This window comes from Amycolatopsis sp. TNS106, from assembly GCF_019330265.1.
In the GTDB taxonomy this organism is placed as follows: Bacteria; Actinomycetota; Actinomycetes; order Mycobacteriales; family Pseudonocardiaceae; genus Amycolatopsis; species Amycolatopsis lurida.
Genome location: NZ_CP024972.1, coordinates 1,975,983 through 1,991,600 on the forward strand (window position 1 = coordinate 1,975,983; position 15,618 = coordinate 1,991,600).

Here is a 15,618-nt window from a genome sequence, read left to right on the forward strand (position 1 = left end):
CGTGTCGTCCATCCAGGCGTGGCGAGATATACCTGTTCAGGCATGGCAGACCGGCAATTCGGCATTTGTGGCCTATGCCTCACGGTGTCAGGCTTCTGCCCAATCGCCGGCAGCCGCGCTCGGCTGTCGCCCGAGTCGATTGGGTTTTCGCAGATGAACGCACCCGCGCCCCGCAGAATCGCCGCCGCCACGCTCGCCGGGACCACTCTCGAGTGGTACGACTTCTTCCTTTACGGCACCGCGTCCGCGCTGATCTTCAACAAGCAGTTCTTCCCCTCGCTGAGCCCCACGGTCGGCACCCTCGCCGCGTTCAGCACCTTCGCCGTCGGGTTCATCGCCCGCCCGCTCGGCGGCCTGGTGTTCGGCCACTTCGGCGACCGGATCGGCCGCAAGTCCACGCTGGTGGTGTCGCTGATGCTGATGGGCGTCGGCTCCACGCTGATCGGGTTGATCCCGAACTTCGAGGCGATCGGTATCTGGGCGCCGATCCTGCTGGTCGCGATGCGGATCGTGCAGGGCATCGGGCTCGGCGGGGAGGGCGCTGGAGCAACCCTGATGTCGATGGAGCACGCGCCCGCCGATCAACGGAACCGGTACGCCGGGTTCCCGCAGATGGGCACCCCCGCCGGTCTGGTGCTGGCGAATCTGCTGTTCCTCGGCAGCAGCGCGGTGATGCCGGCGAGCGCGTTCGCCGCGTGGGGCTGGCGGATTCCGTTCCTCCTGAGTTTCGTGCTGGTCGCGATCGGACTGATGATCCGGCTGAAGATCACCGAATCGCCGTCGTTCACCCAGGTGACTCGGAACGACAAGGTGGTCCGGTTCCCGCTCGGCGCGGCGCTCAAGGTCGGCTTCGGCAGGCTCGCGCTGACCCTGCTGGTCGGCGTCGCGAACTCGGCGGTCGCCTATGTGTTCATGGTCTTCACCCTGTCCTACGGAACCCAGAACCTGCACTACGACCGGCAGTTCCTGATCCTGTCGGTGACCGGAGCGGCCGCGCTGTGGTTCGCCACCATTCCGATCTGGACGCGGATCGCCGACCGCCACGGCAGGCGCACCATGTTCGTCGCCGGGTCGGCCGCGCTCCTGCTGTGGTGCCTCGCGTTCTTCCCGTTGCTGAACACCGGGAACACCGGGCTCGCGATGCTCGCACTGGCAGGCATGGGCCTGGTCGTCCCGATCACCCACTGCGTGCAGGGCGCGATCATCGCGGACACCTTCCCGGTCAACGTCCGGTTCTCCGGTATGTCACTCCTTCTGCAGGGCGGCGCGATCCTGGGCGGCGGGCTCGCCCCGATGATCGCCACCGCGGTGCTCAACACCACCGGCTCGACCACCGGCATCACCTGGTACCTGGCCGCGATCTGCGGTGTCAGCATGGTCAGCGCGATGGCGTTGTTCCGCCTGCTCCCTTCCCGTGCCGAGGAATCCACAGTGGACGGACCTCGCGACCGCGACGCTGTTCCGCTGTCCGTGAACACCCACCCGGCGAGGCTCGACGATCATTAGAGTCCGTTGCATGCCGGTCACCACGCGCACGGTCGAGTACCCCGCCGACGGACTGCCGATGGTCGGGCACCTCGCGCTCCCGGAAGGCACCGACCGCCGTCCCGCGGTGCTGATCGGGCCGGAAGGGCCGGGACTCAACGACTTCCAGCGACGCCGTGCCGACGCCCTGGCCGAGTTGGGGGTACGTGGCGCTGGCCTTCGACATCAACGGCGGGCGATGGTTCTCGGACCCCGACGAGATGCTGGCGTATGCGATGCCCCTGCTCGCCGACCCGGACCGCATGCGGGAGATCGGTCACGCGGCCCTCGACGTGCTGCGGTCCGAGCCGCGGACCGACCCGGACCGGATCGGCGCCATCGGCTACGGCACCGGCGGCGCGATCGCACTGGAACTCGGCAGGGACGGCGTCGACCTGCGGGTGATCGGGACGGTCAACGCGCTGACCACGGGACGTCCGGGCGAAGCGGCGCGCATCCGCTGCCCGGTCTGGGCCGGAGTCGGCTCGGAAGACCCGATCATGCCGCCCGCGCAGCGGGAGGCGTTCACCGCCGAAATGCAGGAGGCCGGCGTCGACTGGCGGCTCGTGGTCTACGGCGGCGCCCAGCACGCCTTCCACCACCCCACGGTCGACCACACCGTGCTCCCGGGCGTGGTTCACCACGCGAGGCACGCGGAGCGGGCGTGGCGCGACGTCCTCGGGCTGCTCGACGAATGCCTGCCCGTGGTCAGCCCAGCTTGAGCCATCCCAACGCGAGTGCGACGACGAATCCGCTCGCCAGGACGACGAGAACACCGATGAGGATCAGCCAGGCGATGGGCATCGCCTTGGAGGGCATCGGTTGCGGATGCGAAAGCCCTGACGTCTGAGCCGAGTCGGGCGGGGTGTCACCCGGCGAGACACCACCTCCGGGTTCGCGATGGGTTTTCTCGGGTTCCGGGTCGGGCGGCTGGGCTGTCATCGCCGGTACTCCTTCGGTCGGTCTCACCCTGCGGGTACCCGAACGCGAGCGTCGAAACCCTGTCAGCCGAGTTGCGGACGATCGTCCGGGAATCCGATGGGCAGCTGGTACATCCCGCGGGCGGTGCGGCCACCGCCCAGCCAGCCGTGGAAGTGGATATGGCCGTCGACGACGTCGGCCCCACCCGGCGCGTCGACCTTGCCGCCGAGCAGGTCTGTGGACAGGAACGGGGAGCCGGCTTTCACGAACGGCCCACTCAACGCGGGCGCGGAGGCATATCCCGTGTGGTAGCCGGAACTCTGGAACGTGTCGGCGGAGTAGAACAGGAAGTACCGGCTCGCCGTCTTCACCACCGACGGCGCCTCGACCACCGCGTTCTCCGACGCGAGATCGGCACGCAGGAGCTCGATCCGCGGGCCGTCCGGTGTCCGCCCGTCGGCGAGTAGCTTCTGCGACCAGATCGCGGCCGGAGGCCCCACCGCCGCGCCGTCGCTCTTGTAGATCAGGTACCGCGAGCCGTCCGAGTCCACGAAGGTCTGCGGGTCGATGTCACCGCCGTCTCCGGGGACGCAGATCAGTGGGCCGTCACCGGCAGGCGTGTACGGTCCTTCGACCTTCGCGGCGGTCGCGACGCCGATGCACATCTCGCCTCCGGGCGCCACCGCCGCCGAAAGTAGAGCAGGAACGTCCCGTCGGAAAGCCGGGTCACATCGGGTGCCCAGAAACCGCCGTCCGGCTTCGCCCACTTCGGTACGGCCGCCAGAGCGTCGCCGACCACCCGCCATGGACCTTCCGGCGCCGGAGCGTGCGCGTAGGGCACTCTCACCGCACCGGTGCTCGTCGAGAAGGCGAAGTAGCCGGAGTCGGTCTTGACGATGTCGGGGTCCGGGAAGTCCTGCTCGATGAGCAGCTGTGGCGTGCCGATCGCGACGGCGGGAGGCGAGGCGACGAATGCCATGGCCACGAGGAGGATCATGAGGCGGTACATGAACTTCATGACCGATTCTGTGGACGGGACGATGCGGTCGGCAGCGTCACCGGGGCCCTGCCACCGGGAAGCGTGTACTTGGTCGTTCACCCGGTCCCGCGGGGTTCATCCGCGCATCTTCGGGTAGTCGACCAATCGTAAGCATGTGCGTATCATAAGCGCACATGATCAAAAGTAAGTGGATCCCCGGCCACGACGCTGACTTCTCCGGAGACGTGCTGGTCAGCGTCACCGCGTTGACACTCGACGGCTTCCGGAGCACTCCGGGCGCCTACCGGGCGGGTTACCTGCTCGGCCGCGAGTGGCCCCGGCTGCCCGGCGCGGTCGGCCAGTGGCTGTGGGCCGAACCGCTGCGGCGGCGGTTGGGCTCGGTCTCCGTGTGGCGCGACCATGACGGCTTGCGCGGTTTCGTCGGGTTGCCGGCACACGTCGCGATCATGCGCAAGTACCGCGAGCTCGGCACCACCCGCGCTACCACCTGGCACGCCACCGGCGTCGATGCGCGACTCATCTGGCACCGGGCCGACCGCTGGTTGAGCCGTCGACAGACGGAAGCCGATGCGGCTGAGGGACCACGGCGGTGTGGTCGCGGTGAATGACCAGGTCGTCTCGGAAACTACTTCGGCGTTCTGCTCGCCTCGCCTCCGTTTGCCCCAAGCCTCGGCGGGTAAGCGCGGTACACGACGACAAAGGAGGCATCGTGCTACGCCGAGACCGCCGCGTCCTGCAGAAGATCGAGGAAGACCTGACCGCGAGCGATCCCGACCTCATGGCCGCCTTCGACCAGGTGAAGCCATCCGCGAACGTCCAGGCCTGGTGGGTCGTGCTCGTCGTCGCCGACGTCACCGCGATCCTGATGATCATGGTGGGCCTCTTCAGCGACAGTGGTCTCGTGTTCCTCGGCGGAGTCGCCGCCGCGAGCGCACTCGTGTGGACGCACACCACGTTCCGGACGAAGCCGGCCGACTCCGTGGATCGAAGTGGTTCCGAGCCCTGACCACGGTCTCAGCCCTTGTGGTGACGAACCACGGCGACGGGACAGGGCGCGTGGTGGACCATGGCTCGGCTGACCGATCCCAGCAAAGCACGGCGGAGTGGCCCACGGCCGTGACTGCCGACGACGAGCAGCGCGGCACCCTCGGCTTGCTCCGCCAGCGCATGGGCGGGCCGGTCGACGGCGATCACCCGGTGGACGCGGACGTCCGGATACCGTTCCCGATATCCGGCCAGTGATTCGTCGATCAGGGGCCTTCCCCGTTCCTCGATGATTTCCCTGTCGTGCTCGGTGGGAGTCACCGCCATCGCTTCGAGCGGAAGATCGGACCAGACGTGCAAGGCCACCAGGGCGCAGCCGTGCCGGTCGGCGAAGTCGTAGGCGAATCCGATGGCTTCCCTGCTGGTCTCGGATCCGTCGACGCCGACCACGACCTTGCGATCGCCGTCCGCCGGCGGATCGTCACCGGCGCGCACCACCACGATGGGCCGGTGGTACTCGTGCAGGAGTTCGTCGGCCGTCGAGCCGACCAGCAGCCTGGGCAGCGCGGTGAGCCCCGACGACCCGACGACCAGCAGCTCCGCGTTTTCCGCGGCGCCGGCCAGCGCGTCGGCTGCGCGGCCGGACAACAGCCGGGTCGAAACGGCCAGATCCGGCCAGTCCCGGCGGCATTCCTGCGCGATGTCGCCGAGCATGGCTTCGGCGTGCCGCTGTGCCGTTTCCTGACCGGCTTCGAGGAACCCCGGTCGCGGCCACGCCCCGCCCGGGACCGCCTCAGGCACGGGCGGAAACCCGACGACCTGGGCGACGACCAATCCGCAGCCGCGGACAGCGGCTTCCCCCGCGGCCCAGCGCACGGCCTTCCGTGCTTCTTCGGAGCCGTCATAGCCTGCGACAACGGCTCCCTTGTCCATTGTGGATTCCGGTGCTGACATCACTGCTCACGTCCTGCCGGTCGGACACATGAGGGGCTCCGGGCGTGACGAGCCGTCCGGCGGCGAGCCGGTTCAACTCCGGGACCAGGTGGTCGAGCGCACCGACGATCACCAGGATCGGCGGAGTCGAGGACGACCGGGACGGTCATGGCGTCACTTCCAGACTGCGCGGGCCTTGACAACGCGAGTAGTACCACGTGCGGCGGTCACCGAAACCTCGAGCGGCCGAGGCGCCGGTTCTACCGGTGCTCGTCAGGCGAGTGCCGCGATCAGTCCGATGGCCAGCGCCGTCCGTTCCGGGATGTGCCGCACGAGGATGTGTTCGTCGCGTGCGTGGGCGCCGCCTCCGACGGCGCCGAGCCCGTCCAGCACCGGGCGGCCCAGCGCGGACACGAAGTTGCCGTCGCTCGCACCTCCCACGGCGGTCTCCTCCAGCTCCCAGCCCTCTTCGGCGGCCACCTTCCGAGCGGTCGCGAACAGCGCCCGTGACGGGTCGTTCGGTGTCATCGGCGGCCGGTTCCACTCGCCTTCGACCGAGACGGTCACGCGAGGATCGGTGGTTTCCAGCCCGGCGAACACCTTGTCGATCCGATCCATTTCGGACGGTTCGGCGACGCGCACGTCGACACCGCAGTTCGCGCCGCCCGCGGTGACGTTACGACCGGTACCGCCGGAAATGGTGCCGACGTTGACCGTGGTCCCGAGTTCGCGCGAACCCGCGGACGCCAGCTGTCCGACGATCTCGGCGAGGGCGTGGATCGCGCTCGCTCCCGCGTACGGGTCCAGTCCCGCGTGCGCCTCGACGCCGGTGGCGGTCACGTCGAACAGGCCGACCCCTTTGCGCGCGGTCTTGAGCTTCCCGTCCAGCGACGCCTCGAAGACGAGCGTCGCCAGCGCGCCTTCACTGGCCGCTTCGATGTACGGCCGCGAGTGGGGGCTGCCGATCTCCTCGTCGCCGTTGAAGAGGAACTTGACCGACGGATGCGGAAGGCCGAGTTCGCGGAGGCCTCGCAGCGCCCAGACCGACTGCACCAGACCGAGTTTCATGTCGAACGCGCCCGGCCCGGTGACGCGGCCGTCCTCGTCGGCGTAGGGCCACCTGGCGAGTGTGCCGGTCGGCCAGACCGTGTCGTAGTGACTCAGCAGCAGCACCGTTCCCGGCACCGTCCCCGCATAGCTCAGTTCCAGCACGTCGCCCCGAAGCGTGTCGGTGTGCCGGGACTCGGTGTCGGGTGCGCCGAGACGGTCGAAGACCCAGGACCGGATGGTGTCGAGGCCTTTGTCCAGCATCGGCTTGTCGTAGCTGTGCGTCTCCAGTTCGACGACGGTCCGCAGATCGTCGAGCATGGCGGGCAGTGCCTGCCGGGACCAATCCTTGTGTGACAAGAGAATTCCTTCCTAGCGAACGGGGGCGCCGGGGCCGAGCGGAATGCCGAACACCCAGAACACGAAGAACAGCAACGTCCACACCACCAGCAGGGTGAAGGCGAGCGGGACCGTCATCGAGAAGAGCGTGCCGATCCCCGCCGAACGCCGGTAGCGCTGCAGGAAACCCAGCGCCATCACGAAGTACGGGCTCATCGGGGTGATCGCGTTCGTGCACGAGTCCGCGATGCGGTACAGCGCCTGCGTGGTCTCCGGCGGGATGTCCAGCAGCATCAGCATCGGCACGAACACCGGTCCGATCAGCGCCCACTGGGCGGAGCCGCTGGTGACGATCAGGTTCACCAGGGTCACCACGACGAGGATGCCCAGCATGATGACCGGCCCGGAGACACCGGCGGATTTGAGCAGACCGGCGCCGTTGATCGCGGTGATCTCGCCGATGCCGGTCCATTTGAAGTAGGCCAGAAACTGGGAGATGGCGAAGAACAGCACCAGGATCGGCGCCATCTCGCGGAATCCGTGTGCCATGAACCCGGGGATGTCGCGGCTGCTGGTCACCGTCCCGGCGACCTTGCCGTAGGCCCAGCCCGCGGCCAGGAAGCCGAGCGCGAGGAAGATCGAGATGGAGGTCAGCAACGGTGACTCGATGATGCTCCCGCCCTTGCCGCGTAAGGGCGACGACGCGGGCAGCACCGCCAGCACCAGGGCGGCCACGAAGACGGCCAGCGCGATGAGCGCGGCGACCAGGCCCCGTCGTTCCTGACGGCTGAGCTGCAGCGAGCCGAGATCGTCCTCCTGCGCGTCGTCATCGACGGGCATCGCTTCGGCTCGCCGCGCGAGGACCTTCTCGGTCACGAGCGTGATCACGGCGGCCAGCACGACCGACGAGGCGAGCGAGAAGAAGTAGTTGGCCAGCGGGGTGACCGAATAGGCCGGATCGATCGTCTGTGCCGCCGCCGTGGTCAGCCCGGACAGGATGGCGTCGGTCGGCGTGATCAGCGGGCTCGCGTCGTAACCGGCGGAGATGGACACGAACGCGACCACGATGCCCAGGATCGGGCTGCGTCCCACCGCACGAAAGGCCAGGGCTCCCAACGGGATCAGCACGACGTAGGCCGCGTCGGACGCGACGTGGGACACCATTCCGGTGAACGCCAGCGCGAAGGTCACCCACCTCGGCGAAACCTTCGAAACGCCGGACCGGAGCACGGCCGCGAGCACACCGGATCGCTCGGCGACCGCCACGCCGAGCATCACCACGAGGATGGTGCCCAGCGGCGGGAACGACGTGTAGCTCTTGACCGCGTCGGTCACCATCATCCGCACGCCGTCGGCGGACAGCAGGTTCTTCGCCTCGACCGGTTTGCCCGTGGCGGGGTTCACCGCCGACACCCCGGCCGCGCTCAGCCCCCAGCTGGCCAGTGCCAGCACCGCGCTCAGGATGACGAAGAGCCAGAACGGGTGCGGCAGCTTGTTGCCGAGCCGCTCGACGCCGTCGAGCGCGCGCAGCAGGAGGTTCATCGGACGTGAGGTCGTTCTGGCCTGGCTGGAACTCACCGGCGCGGCTCCTTCCTGATCGGAGGCCCATTACAAACTCAGACGAACGAATAGTGCAACCCTGAACTGAATTCTGCACGGATCAGTCATCAAGTATGGCCATATGACTGATACAGTCAGCCGATGTTGACCGAACCCGACCTCGACCTGATCGCCGCGCTGCAGATCGCCCCGCGCGCCTCGGTCGCGACGCTCGCCGAGGCGCTCGACGTCTCCGCCAGCACGGTGGGACGACGGCTGGTCCGCCTCGAGGAACAGCGGATCCTCCGGGTGATCGGCCAGGTCGAGTGGACGGCAAGGGCGCGCGGGAATCCTCGGCATGTCTGGGTCACGACCGAACCGGGCGCATCCGGTTCGGCGGCGAAGGCGCTCGCACGGTTTCCCGAAGTGCAGCTCGCGGCGGAGACGGCGGGCCGGTCGGACGTCTACCTGGCCGTGCACGTTCCGGACCGAGCCGAGGCGCGCGAGCTGCTCGCGGAGCGCATCCCCGGCGTGCCGGGCGTGGCGGGGACCCACTCGGAGCTGGTGCTGCGGGCACTGACCAGGGCCGATTCCTGGCGCCTGCACCGGCTGAGCGAAGACCAGCAGCGGATCTTGTCCCGCGAACAGGTGGTGCCGGCCGCGCCGGACGGCTTCGACGCCGACGACGTGGGCCCGGACGAACGACGGCTCATCGGGCTCCTGGCCGGGAACGGGCGGATCACCGCGGCCGAAGCGGGCCGGAGCCTCGGCATCAGCCAGTCCACCGCGTATCGGCTGATCCAGTCGACCTTGCGGCGCGGCATCGTCCGGCCGCGCGTCGAGGTGGAACCCGCGCAGCTCGGCTACGAACTGGAAGCGGTCATCGCGCTGACCATCACCCCGGGCGCCATCCAGGCCGTCGCCGGGGAACTGGCGCGGCATCCGTCGGCGCGGTACGTGTCGATCGTCGCCGGCACCGCTTCGGTCATCCACCAGGGCGTGTTCCGGAACGAGGACGAAATGGCCGACTTCCTCACCAGGGACCTCGCCCCCTTACCCGGGATCACCGCACTGCAGGTCTCCGTGGTGTTGCGCATGCTGCGCCGGTACTGGCTGTACCGGGAGGACGGCAGGTTCGCCGTCATCGACGAGCCGTCGTGACCGACGGCGACGACGCCAGGGGAACCAGCAGGCGCGGCGATCCGGTGCCGTCGGCGGGCACGGACCAGATGTCGCTTTCCTTGCCGTCCGCGCGCGGCAGTCCATAGGCGATCGTGTCGTTGTCGAGCCAGACCACCTGGTCGTCGATGCTGCGCGCCTCCGCGAGCGGGGTTTCCCGCATCGTGGTCAGGTCCAGCACATGCTCCCGCCAGGGCCGGACGTCGCCGTCGGCCACCCGCTTCTTGAACGCGAGTTTCGTGCCGTCCGGCGACAACGACGGGCATTCCGCGTTTTCCCGCAGGGTGCGCGCCTTCCACGCCTCGTTGTCGCCCTCCACGAGATAGGTCCGCCCGCCGGTGGCGACCGTGGCGAAGAACGTCCGCTCGTCGGCCGCGAACGTGACGCCCCAGTAGTTGACGTCCTCGCCCCGGTGGACCGCGTCCCCGATCCGCAGCGGGATGCCCTCGATGTTGCTCGAGAGCTCGTTCCGTTCGCGGTCCATGATGGCCGTACGCGTCGAGAAGGTGCCGGGCGTGGAGTACGAGTCACCGGTGACGAACGTGGTCCAGCTCCCCATCCGGCCACCGGGTGAGAGCTTCGCGCGGTTGGGGATGCCAGGGACGTCGACGCGCTTGACCTCGCCGAGCGCGGAGTCGACGAATTTGGCGACCGCGCCCGGCAGCGGAGTGGGTTCCTTCGCCAGGCACAATCCGCCGTCCACCGCCGTGTAGAACCGCTCGCAGCCGAGCAAACTGATCCGCCGCGGGCCCCCGGGTTCGAACACGGGGACCGACGCGACGTTCCCGTACCCAGGCCCCGGCGCGCCGTTGCGGAACAGCAGCCTCCCCTGCTCCCCCAGTACGACCGGCCCCGAGGCATCCACCGCGACCGCCGCGTCGCCCGTCCGCCGCTCGGGACTGTTCGCCTTCGCCTGCACCACGTACACCACCGAGGCGGCGGCGAGCGCCGCGACACCCGCCAGCGCCACGACGAATTTCACCGGGAGCTTCACCCCGTCCCCTTTCGTTGTCACCGGCAGGTGTACGGGCCCGCTTTGTCGAGGAGTTCCCCGTTGGTGCCGATGATCTCCCAGGAGTAGGTCTTCCCCTTGAGCACCAGCTTCATCACCCCGTGCTTGCCCAGGATCTTTTCGACGCCTTCACGGGCCTTGTAATCGAGATAGAGGCTGTCACCGCCGATACCGGCGATGACCGACCGCACGCCGTTGGCCTCGTCGACATGCCCGTCGACGTCCAGCGGCTTCGTCCGCTCGTAATGGTGATCGTGACCGGCGAACACGACGTCCGCCTTCGCCCTGGCCAGCTCGTTCCACAACGGCGCGATGCTCTTCGCGTCGCCGGAGTTCCCGGAGTTGAACCGTGGGTGGTGCCAGTACCCGGCGATACAGGACTTCTTCGTTTTCGCGAGGTCCTTGCGCAGCCATGCCACCTGCTCGGCGCCGCCGCCGTTGTACACCGGGTCCGAATCGAGCGCGACGAAATGGAAGGCGCCGACGTCGAAGCTGTAGTACGGCTTCCCCTTCGGTGTCGCGATCTTCCCGAAGTACTGTTTGTACCCCGCCAGCTCGTTGTTCCACTCGTGGTTGCCCGGCGTGGGTTTGGTGATCTTCTTGAACGCGCCCCACGTCTTGTCGTAGTAGGTACGGAACTCCTCGATCGTTCCGTCGACGTATTGGTTGTCGCCGACCGTCAGCACGTACCGGGGGTTGATCTTGCGCACCAGCTCCGCCGTCCGCTGGTGCTCCGACGGCAGTTCCGCCTTGGCGATGTCGCCGGCGAGCGCGATGACGATGCCGTCGGACGCCGTCGGCCGGGTGGACGCCTTCACCGGCGCGGTCGATCCGGACAGGTTCCCCGCCGCGTCCCGTGCCCGCACCGCGTACTGGAAGTCGAAACCCGACGCCAGGGACGTGTCGGTGTAGGAAGGCGTCGCGGACCGGCCGATCACGTTGCCGTTGCGCAGGACTTCGTACTCGGTGACCCCGACGTTGTCGGTGGACGCGGTCCAGCCGAGCGTGATGCTCTCGGTGGTGGAGGACGCCTGCCGGAGCCCGGTCGGCACCGACGGCGGCTGGATGTCGCCGTCCCCGGTCCGGACGCCGTAGACCTCCAGTTCCCACAGTGAGTACCCGTAAACGGTCGCCCGCGCCGTGCCGTGGATCCGGACGTGCCGGGCGGAGGTGTTCAGGTCGGTGAACTCGTCGAGGCCGCCGTCGCCGCCCACGACGGTTTTGACGTCCCGCCAGTTCTGGCCGTCGTCGGATGCTTGGACCTGATAGTCCTTCGCGTGGGCCGTTTCCCAGAACACCTTGATCCGGCTGATGTCCGCCGGACCGCCGAGGTCCACGGCGATCCACTGTGGATCACCCTCCAGACTCGCCCATCGGGTCGTCGAATCGCCGTCGACGGCGAGTGCGCCACCGAAACCCTCGCTCTCCACGGAGGAGGCCGTGGTCCGTTTGTTGACCGACAGCAAGGATTCCGCCGTAGCGCCGGAAGCCGTCACGGGCTGAGCGAGCAGGACGATCGCCGCGATCGCGGCGGTGCCCGGCTTCACCATTCGATTCACCTGTACTCCTGGATGGGTCTACGGCGCGTTTCATGTTGAGGGGCAAGCAATGTGTCATGTCCTGACTAACGGCTACCTTCGGGTTCCATCGAGCCGAAGGGCAAACGTGTCTTGTCGGGCCGGGGGCGCTTCTGTCCAGGACCACACGGCGGCTGTGTCGCGAAACCTCGGCACGTTCGCCCTTCGGACCCGATAGCCCGAATCGCCACTCACGACACCGGGTCCGGTGCCGCGTACGGCACCGGACCGCGGCCGTCAGCGGCAGGTGTACGGTCCCGCCTTGTCGAGCACGTTCCCGTTGGTGTCGTGGATTTCCCAGGAGTAGGACTTCCCGTTCAGCGTCAGCTTCATCACCCCGTGCTTGGCGAGGATCTTCTCCACCCCTTCACGTGCCCTGTAGTCCGTGTAGAGGTAGTCGCCACCGATGCCGGCGATGACCGACCGCACGCCGTTGGCCTCGTCGACGTGGCCGTCGATGTTCAGTGGCTTCGTCCGCTCGTAGTGATGGTCGTGCCCGGTGATCACCATGTCCGCCTTCACCCTGGCCATCTCGTTCCACAGTGGCGCCATCTGCTTCTTGTCCCCGGAGTTCCCCGAGTTGAAGCGCGGGTGGTGCCAGTACCCGATGACGCAGGCCTTGGTGTTCTTCGCCAGGTCGTTGCGCAGCCAGGTCACCTGATCGGACCCGCCGCCGGTGTAGATCGGGTTCGAGTCCATCGCGACGAAGTGGAAGTCACCGATGTCGTAGCTGTAGTACGGCAAGCCCTGCGGGTACGCGATCGAGCCGAAGTACTCCTTGTAGCCACGGAGCTGGTCGTCCCATTCGTGGTTGCCGGTCGTGGGCTTGGTGATGCTCTTGAACTTGCCCCACGTCTTGTCGTAGTGCGAGCGGTATTCCGAGATGGTGCCCTTGTGGTACTGGTTGTCGCCCACGGTCAGCACGTACTTCGGGTTGATCCTGGCGACCTGGTTCGCGGTCCCCTGATGCGTGGAGAACAGCTCCGGGTTGGCGATGTCACCCGCCAGCGCGAGGGTGACGGGGCCGGTGCCGCCCGGCTGGGTCGCGGCCCTGATCGCCGGACTCGCCGCGGAGACGTTGCCCGCCGCGTCCCGTGCCCGCACGGAGTAGCCGAACTCCACTCCGGACGCCAGTCCGCTGTCGGTGTAGGTGGTCGTCGCCGAGGCCCCGACGACGTTCCCGTCGCGGAGCACCTCGTACTCGGTGACCCCGACGTTGTCGGTGGACGCGGTCCAGCCGAGGGTGACGCTGTCCGTCGTGGTGGCGGTCGCGGAGAGACCCGTGGGCACCGTCGGCGCCTGCGTGTCGCCACCGCTCACGCGGTCACCGTAGACTTCCAGCTCCCACAGCGAATAACCGTAGGTCGTGCCGCGCGCCGTACCGTGGACGCGGATATGGCGCGCGGTCGCGTTGAGGCCGAGATGCTCGTCGATACCGCCGTCGCCGCCGACGACCGACTTGATGTCGGTCCAGGTCCGGCCGTCGGCCGAGCCCTGGATCGTGTAGGTCTTGGCGTACGCGACTTCCCAGTTGAGTTTGACCTTGGTGATGGTCGAGGTAGCGCCGAGATCGACGGCGATCCACTGCGGATCGACCATCTCCTCGCTCGCCCACCGGGTCGTGGTGTTGCCGTCGACAGCGTTGGCGCCGCCGAACTCGGCGGCCTCGACCGACGAGGTCGTGGTCGGTTTGCCTGCGGACAGCAGTGATTCCGCTTGCGCGGCGGTACCCGAAGAGATCAAGGGCTGGCCCAGCAGGGCCAGCGTCGCCACCGCGACACCGGCCAGGGGTGTTCTCCGTTTCATGCGAACTCCTCGACGTTGCGGAGTCGGCGAGTACCGGCGGTGGGCGGCGACTGTCAGCCGGAGTCGCTTAGTTAAGTAAGTTTCCTAACGATCGCAGTGTAAAAGGTTCTTAAACTCACAGTCAACGGGTGAACGCGTCGTGCCCGGCATCATTCGATGGCAAGGTCGCGGCCATGGTGACGCTGGATCGGCTCGTGAACGTCCTCGGTGGATACGGGGCGCGGCTGTGGTGCTGCCCGGTGTCGCGCGAGTCGGCCTTGCGCGACGTGGTGATGCACGACGCCGCGGACCCCCGCGACCTGCGCGGGGACGTCTTCCTCGCCGTCGGGACGGACTCGATCGCGACAGCCGTCGACCTGGCCGTCGCTGCGCACGCCTCGGTCGTCCTCGTCCGCGCGTCGGCACCGGACGAGCGCACCGAGACCGGCGACGTCGCCGTGCTGCTGGTGGACCCGGACGTGTCCTGGGGTCAGCTCGCCGGCGTGGTCTACGGGCTCGTCCTGGAAGGCCGCGAGACCGAATCCGGCCGCGGTCCGACCGACCTGTTCGCGCTGGCCGACAGTCTGGCGGACGCGCTCGGCAGCGCGGTGACCATCGAGGACCGGCTCTCCCGGGTCCTGGCCTACTCCAGCAGGCAGCACCTGGCCGACCGGGCGCGGCTGGAGACGATTCTCGGCAGGCGTGTCCCGGAGCCGGTCCGCGAACTGTTCGAACGGCGGGGCGTGTTCGGGCACCTGGCGGCATCCGACGAGCCGCTGTTCGTCGAAGCCGATCCCGGACACGGGTTGACCGGGCGCATGGTCGTCGCCGTTCGTGCGGGCCGGGAGATGCTGGGGTCGATCTGGGTGGAATGCGACCGACCGCTGACCGACGTCCTGAGCGCGGTCCTGCGGGACAGCTCGCGCACGGTCGGCCTGCACCTCCTGCGCTCCCGGGCGAGCGCGGACCTGGAGCGGCAGGTCGAATCCGATCTCGTGATCCGGCTGGTGGAGGGGACGCCGGACGCGGCGGCCGTGCTCAGCAGGCTCGGCCTGCCCCCCGGCCGGTTCCGGGTGATCGCCTTGCAGGCCCACATCGGCGACGAACGCCACGCCGCGCTCCTGCTCGCGTTCGAGCGGGCGACCACCGGTTTCGGCTGGTCACGGCCGGGCCGCAGCACGTTGTTCAGCAACACCGTCTACACCGTCCTGCCCGGGGACGACGTCGAGGCGGCCAGGGCGTGGGTGCGTTCGATCCGCGAGGCGCTCCCCCGGCAGGTGACGATGCTGGCCGGGATCGGTGCGGGCGCGAACTCGGCGGAACTGCCGGCCAGCAGGTCGGAAGCCGACGAATGCCTCGCGTTGCACGCCGTGCGGCCGGGCACGAAGTCCGCGATCGCCTACGACGAGGCCTGGGACGACATCCTCGTGCAACGGCTGCGGGCCGCCGCGGCGTCCGGCAGGGCGCCGGCCCGCGGCCCGATCACCGAGTTGCGGCGGCACGACAGCGCCAACGGCACCAGCTACGTCGCGACGTTGCGAGCCTGGCTCGAAGCGCAGGGGGATCTCGCGGAGGCCGCCGAGCGACTGGAAGTGCACCCCAACACGATCCGCTACCGGCTCCGGAAGATGGCGGAGGTGACCGAACTCCGCCTCGACCAGCCCGCGAAACGGCTGGCGATGATCATCGAGCTGGCCGTGTCCGATCCGGCCCCTTGACCGTTCCGGCCAAAACGATCCGCCCGGATTGTCGGAGCCGGACAATCTCCGCCGCCCGGA

At 68.4% G+C, this 15,618-nt stretch carries 15 protein-coding genes; 6 read left to right on the forward strand and 9 right to left on the reverse strand.

Annotation, left to right across the window (positions count from 1 at the left end; translation table 11 throughout):
* Positions 1–153: 153 nt before the first annotated feature.
* Together CVV72_RS08770 and CVV72_RS08775 are read left to right on the forward strand one after the other, a co-directional pair.
* Entirely contained in the window at positions 154–1,506 is a 1,353-nt protein-coding gene (locus tag CVV72_RS08770) for an MFS transporter (RefSeq protein WP_219151915.1), read from the forward strand.
* Positions 1,507–1,691: 185 nt separating this feature from the next.
* The gene (locus CVV72_RS08775) at positions 1,692–2,246 is read left to right on the forward strand and encodes a dienelactone hydrolase family protein (RefSeq protein ID WP_219151917.1); all 555 of its coding nucleotides are present in this window, start codon (positions 1,692–1,694) and stop codon (positions 2,244–2,246) included.
* Here the strand turns inward: CVV72_RS08775 and CVV72_RS08780 are convergent.
* From CVV72_RS08780 to CVV72_RS41545, 3 genes are all read right to left on the reverse strand, one after another.
* Positions 2,233–2,466 carry a DUF6480 family protein gene (locus CVV72_RS08780; RefSeq protein WP_219151919.1) on the reverse strand — a complete coding sequence of 78 codons (234 nt, stop codon included), beginning with the start codon at positions 2,464–2,466 and terminating at the stop codon, positions 2,233–2,235. The genes CVV72_RS08775 and CVV72_RS08780 overlap by 14 nt on opposite strands.
* A 62-nt stretch (positions 2,467–2,528) precedes the next feature.
* On the reverse strand, positions 2,529–3,110 hold the full coding sequence (locus CVV72_RS41540; RefSeq protein WP_255632600.1) for a glycoside hydrolase family 43 protein: 582 nt from the start codon (positions 3,108–3,110) through the stop codon (positions 2,529–2,531).
* Positions 3,041–3,463 (reverse strand): hypothetical protein, encoded by a 423-nt coding sequence (locus tag CVV72_RS41545; protein ID WP_255632601.1) that lies wholly within the window; start codon positions 3,461–3,463, stop codon positions 3,041–3,043. Before CVV72_RS41545 ends, CVV72_RS41540 begins: the two co-directional genes overlap by 70 nt.
* A 155-nt stretch (positions 3,464–3,618) precedes the next feature.
* Between CVV72_RS41545 and CVV72_RS08790 the strand changes: the two genes are divergently transcribed.
* Together CVV72_RS08790 and CVV72_RS08795 are read left to right on the forward strand one after the other, a co-directional pair.
* Positions 3,619–4,053, forward strand: a complete 435-nt coding sequence (locus tag CVV72_RS08790) for a hypothetical protein (RefSeq protein WP_219151921.1) — start codon at positions 3,619–3,621, stop codon at positions 4,051–4,053.
* 101 nt (positions 4,054–4,154) lie between these two features.
* Positions 4,155–4,451: a DUF3040 domain-containing protein gene (locus CVV72_RS08795; protein ID WP_219151923.1), complete on the forward strand. Its 297-nt coding sequence runs from the start codon at positions 4,155–4,157 to the stop codon at positions 4,449–4,451.
* Between the two features lie 8 nt (positions 4,452–4,459).
* Here CVV72_RS08795 and CVV72_RS08800 read toward each other — a convergent pair whose 3' ends face one another.
* The 3 genes from CVV72_RS08800 to CVV72_RS08810 form a co-directional block, all read right to left on the reverse strand.
* Positions 4,460–5,383 (reverse strand): universal stress protein, encoded by a 924-nt coding sequence (locus CVV72_RS08800; RefSeq protein WP_255632602.1) that lies wholly within the window; start codon positions 5,381–5,383, stop codon positions 4,460–4,462.
* A gap of 252 nt (positions 5,384–5,635) precedes the next feature.
* Positions 5,636–6,730: a M20 family metallopeptidase gene (locus tag CVV72_RS08805; RefSeq protein WP_219153879.1), complete on the reverse strand. Its 1,095-nt coding sequence runs from the start codon at positions 6,728–6,730 to the stop codon at positions 5,636–5,638.
* Between the two features lie 51 nt (positions 6,731–6,781).
* Positions 6,782–8,290 carry an AbgT family transporter gene (locus CVV72_RS08810; RefSeq protein ID WP_219153880.1) on the reverse strand — a complete coding sequence of 503 codons (1,509 nt, stop codon included), beginning with the start codon at positions 8,288–8,290 and terminating at the stop codon, positions 6,782–6,784.
* Between the two features lie 159 nt (positions 8,291–8,449).
* On the opposite strand from CVV72_RS08810, the gene CVV72_RS08815 reads away from it, so the two are divergent.
* Entirely contained in the window at positions 8,450–9,448 is a 999-nt protein-coding gene (locus CVV72_RS08815) for an Lrp/AsnC family transcriptional regulator (protein WP_219151925.1), read from the forward strand.
* Here the strand turns inward: CVV72_RS08815 and CVV72_RS08820 are convergent.
* The 3 genes from CVV72_RS08820 to CVV72_RS08830 form a co-directional block, all read right to left on the reverse strand.
* Positions 9,429–10,460 carry a hypothetical protein gene (locus CVV72_RS08820; protein WP_219151927.1) on the reverse strand — a complete coding sequence of 344 codons (1,032 nt, stop codon included), beginning with the start codon at positions 10,458–10,460 and terminating at the stop codon, positions 9,429–9,431. The genes CVV72_RS08815 and CVV72_RS08820 overlap by 20 nt on opposite strands.
* Positions 10,461–10,477: 17 nt before the next feature.
* Positions 10,478–12,028: a discoidin domain-containing protein gene (locus CVV72_RS08825; RefSeq protein ID WP_219153881.1), complete on the reverse strand. Its 1,551-nt coding sequence runs from the start codon at positions 12,026–12,028 to the stop codon at positions 10,478–10,480.
* A 264-nt stretch (positions 12,029–12,292) separates the two neighbouring features.
* Entirely contained in the window at positions 12,293–13,861 is a 1,569-nt protein-coding gene (locus CVV72_RS08830) for a discoidin domain-containing protein (RefSeq protein ID WP_219151929.1), read from the reverse strand.
* Positions 13,862–14,034: 173 nt separating this feature from the next.
* Here CVV72_RS08830 and CVV72_RS08835 point away from each other — a divergent pair, with 173 nt between their 5' ends.
* The gene (locus CVV72_RS08835) at positions 14,035–15,558 is read left to right on the forward strand and encodes a CdaR family transcriptional regulator (RefSeq protein ID WP_219151931.1); all 1,524 of its coding nucleotides are present in this window, start codon (positions 14,035–14,037) and stop codon (positions 15,556–15,558) included.
* Positions 15,559–15,618: the final 60 nt, after the last annotated feature.

Bases quoted from the DNA above. Each gene is read 5' to 3' on its own strand.
- CVV72_RS08770 (WP_219151915.1), top strand. From the start codon at position 154: ATGAACGCACCCGCGCCCCGCAGAATCGCCGCCGCCACGCTCGCCGGG.
- CVV72_RS08780 (WP_219151919.1), bottom strand. From the start codon at position 2,466: ATGACAGCCCAGCCGCCCGACCCGGAACCCGAGAAAACCCATCGCGAA.
- CVV72_RS41540 (WP_255632600.1), bottom strand. From the start codon at position 3,110: ATGTGCATCGGCGTCGCGACCGCCGCGAAGGTCGAAGGACCGTACACG.
- CVV72_RS41545 (WP_255632601.1), bottom strand. From the start codon at position 3,463: ATGAAGTTCATGTACCGCCTCATGATCCTCCTCGTGGCCATGGCATTC.
- CVV72_RS08790 (WP_219151921.1), top strand. From the start codon at position 3,619: ATGATCAAAAGTAAGTGGATCCCCGGCCACGACGCTGACTTCTCCGGA.
- CVV72_RS08800 (WP_255632602.1), bottom strand. From the start codon at position 5,383: ATGTCAGCACCGGAATCCACAATGGACAAGGGAGCCGTTGTCGCAGGC.
- CVV72_RS08805 (WP_219153879.1), bottom strand. From the start codon at position 6,730: ATGCTCGACGATCTGCGGACCGTCGTCGAACTGGAGACGCACAGCTAC.
- CVV72_RS08810 (WP_219153880.1), bottom strand. From the start codon at position 8,290: ATGAACCTCCTGCTGCGCGCGCTCGACGGCGTCGAGCGGCTCGGCAAC.
- CVV72_RS08815 (WP_219151925.1), top strand. From the start codon at position 8,450: ATGTTGACCGAACCCGACCTCGACCTGATCGCCGCGCTGCAGATCGCC.
- CVV72_RS08825 (WP_219153881.1), bottom strand. From the start codon at position 12,028: ATGGTGAAGCCGGGCACCGCCGCGATCGCGGCGATCGTCCTGCTCGCT.
- CVV72_RS08830 (WP_219151929.1), bottom strand. From the start codon at position 13,861: ATGAAACGGAGAACACCCCTGGCCGGTGTCGCGGTGGCGACGCTGGCC.
- CVV72_RS08835 (WP_219151931.1), top strand. From the start codon at position 14,035: ATGGTGACGCTGGATCGGCTCGTGAACGTCCTCGGTGGATACGGGGCG.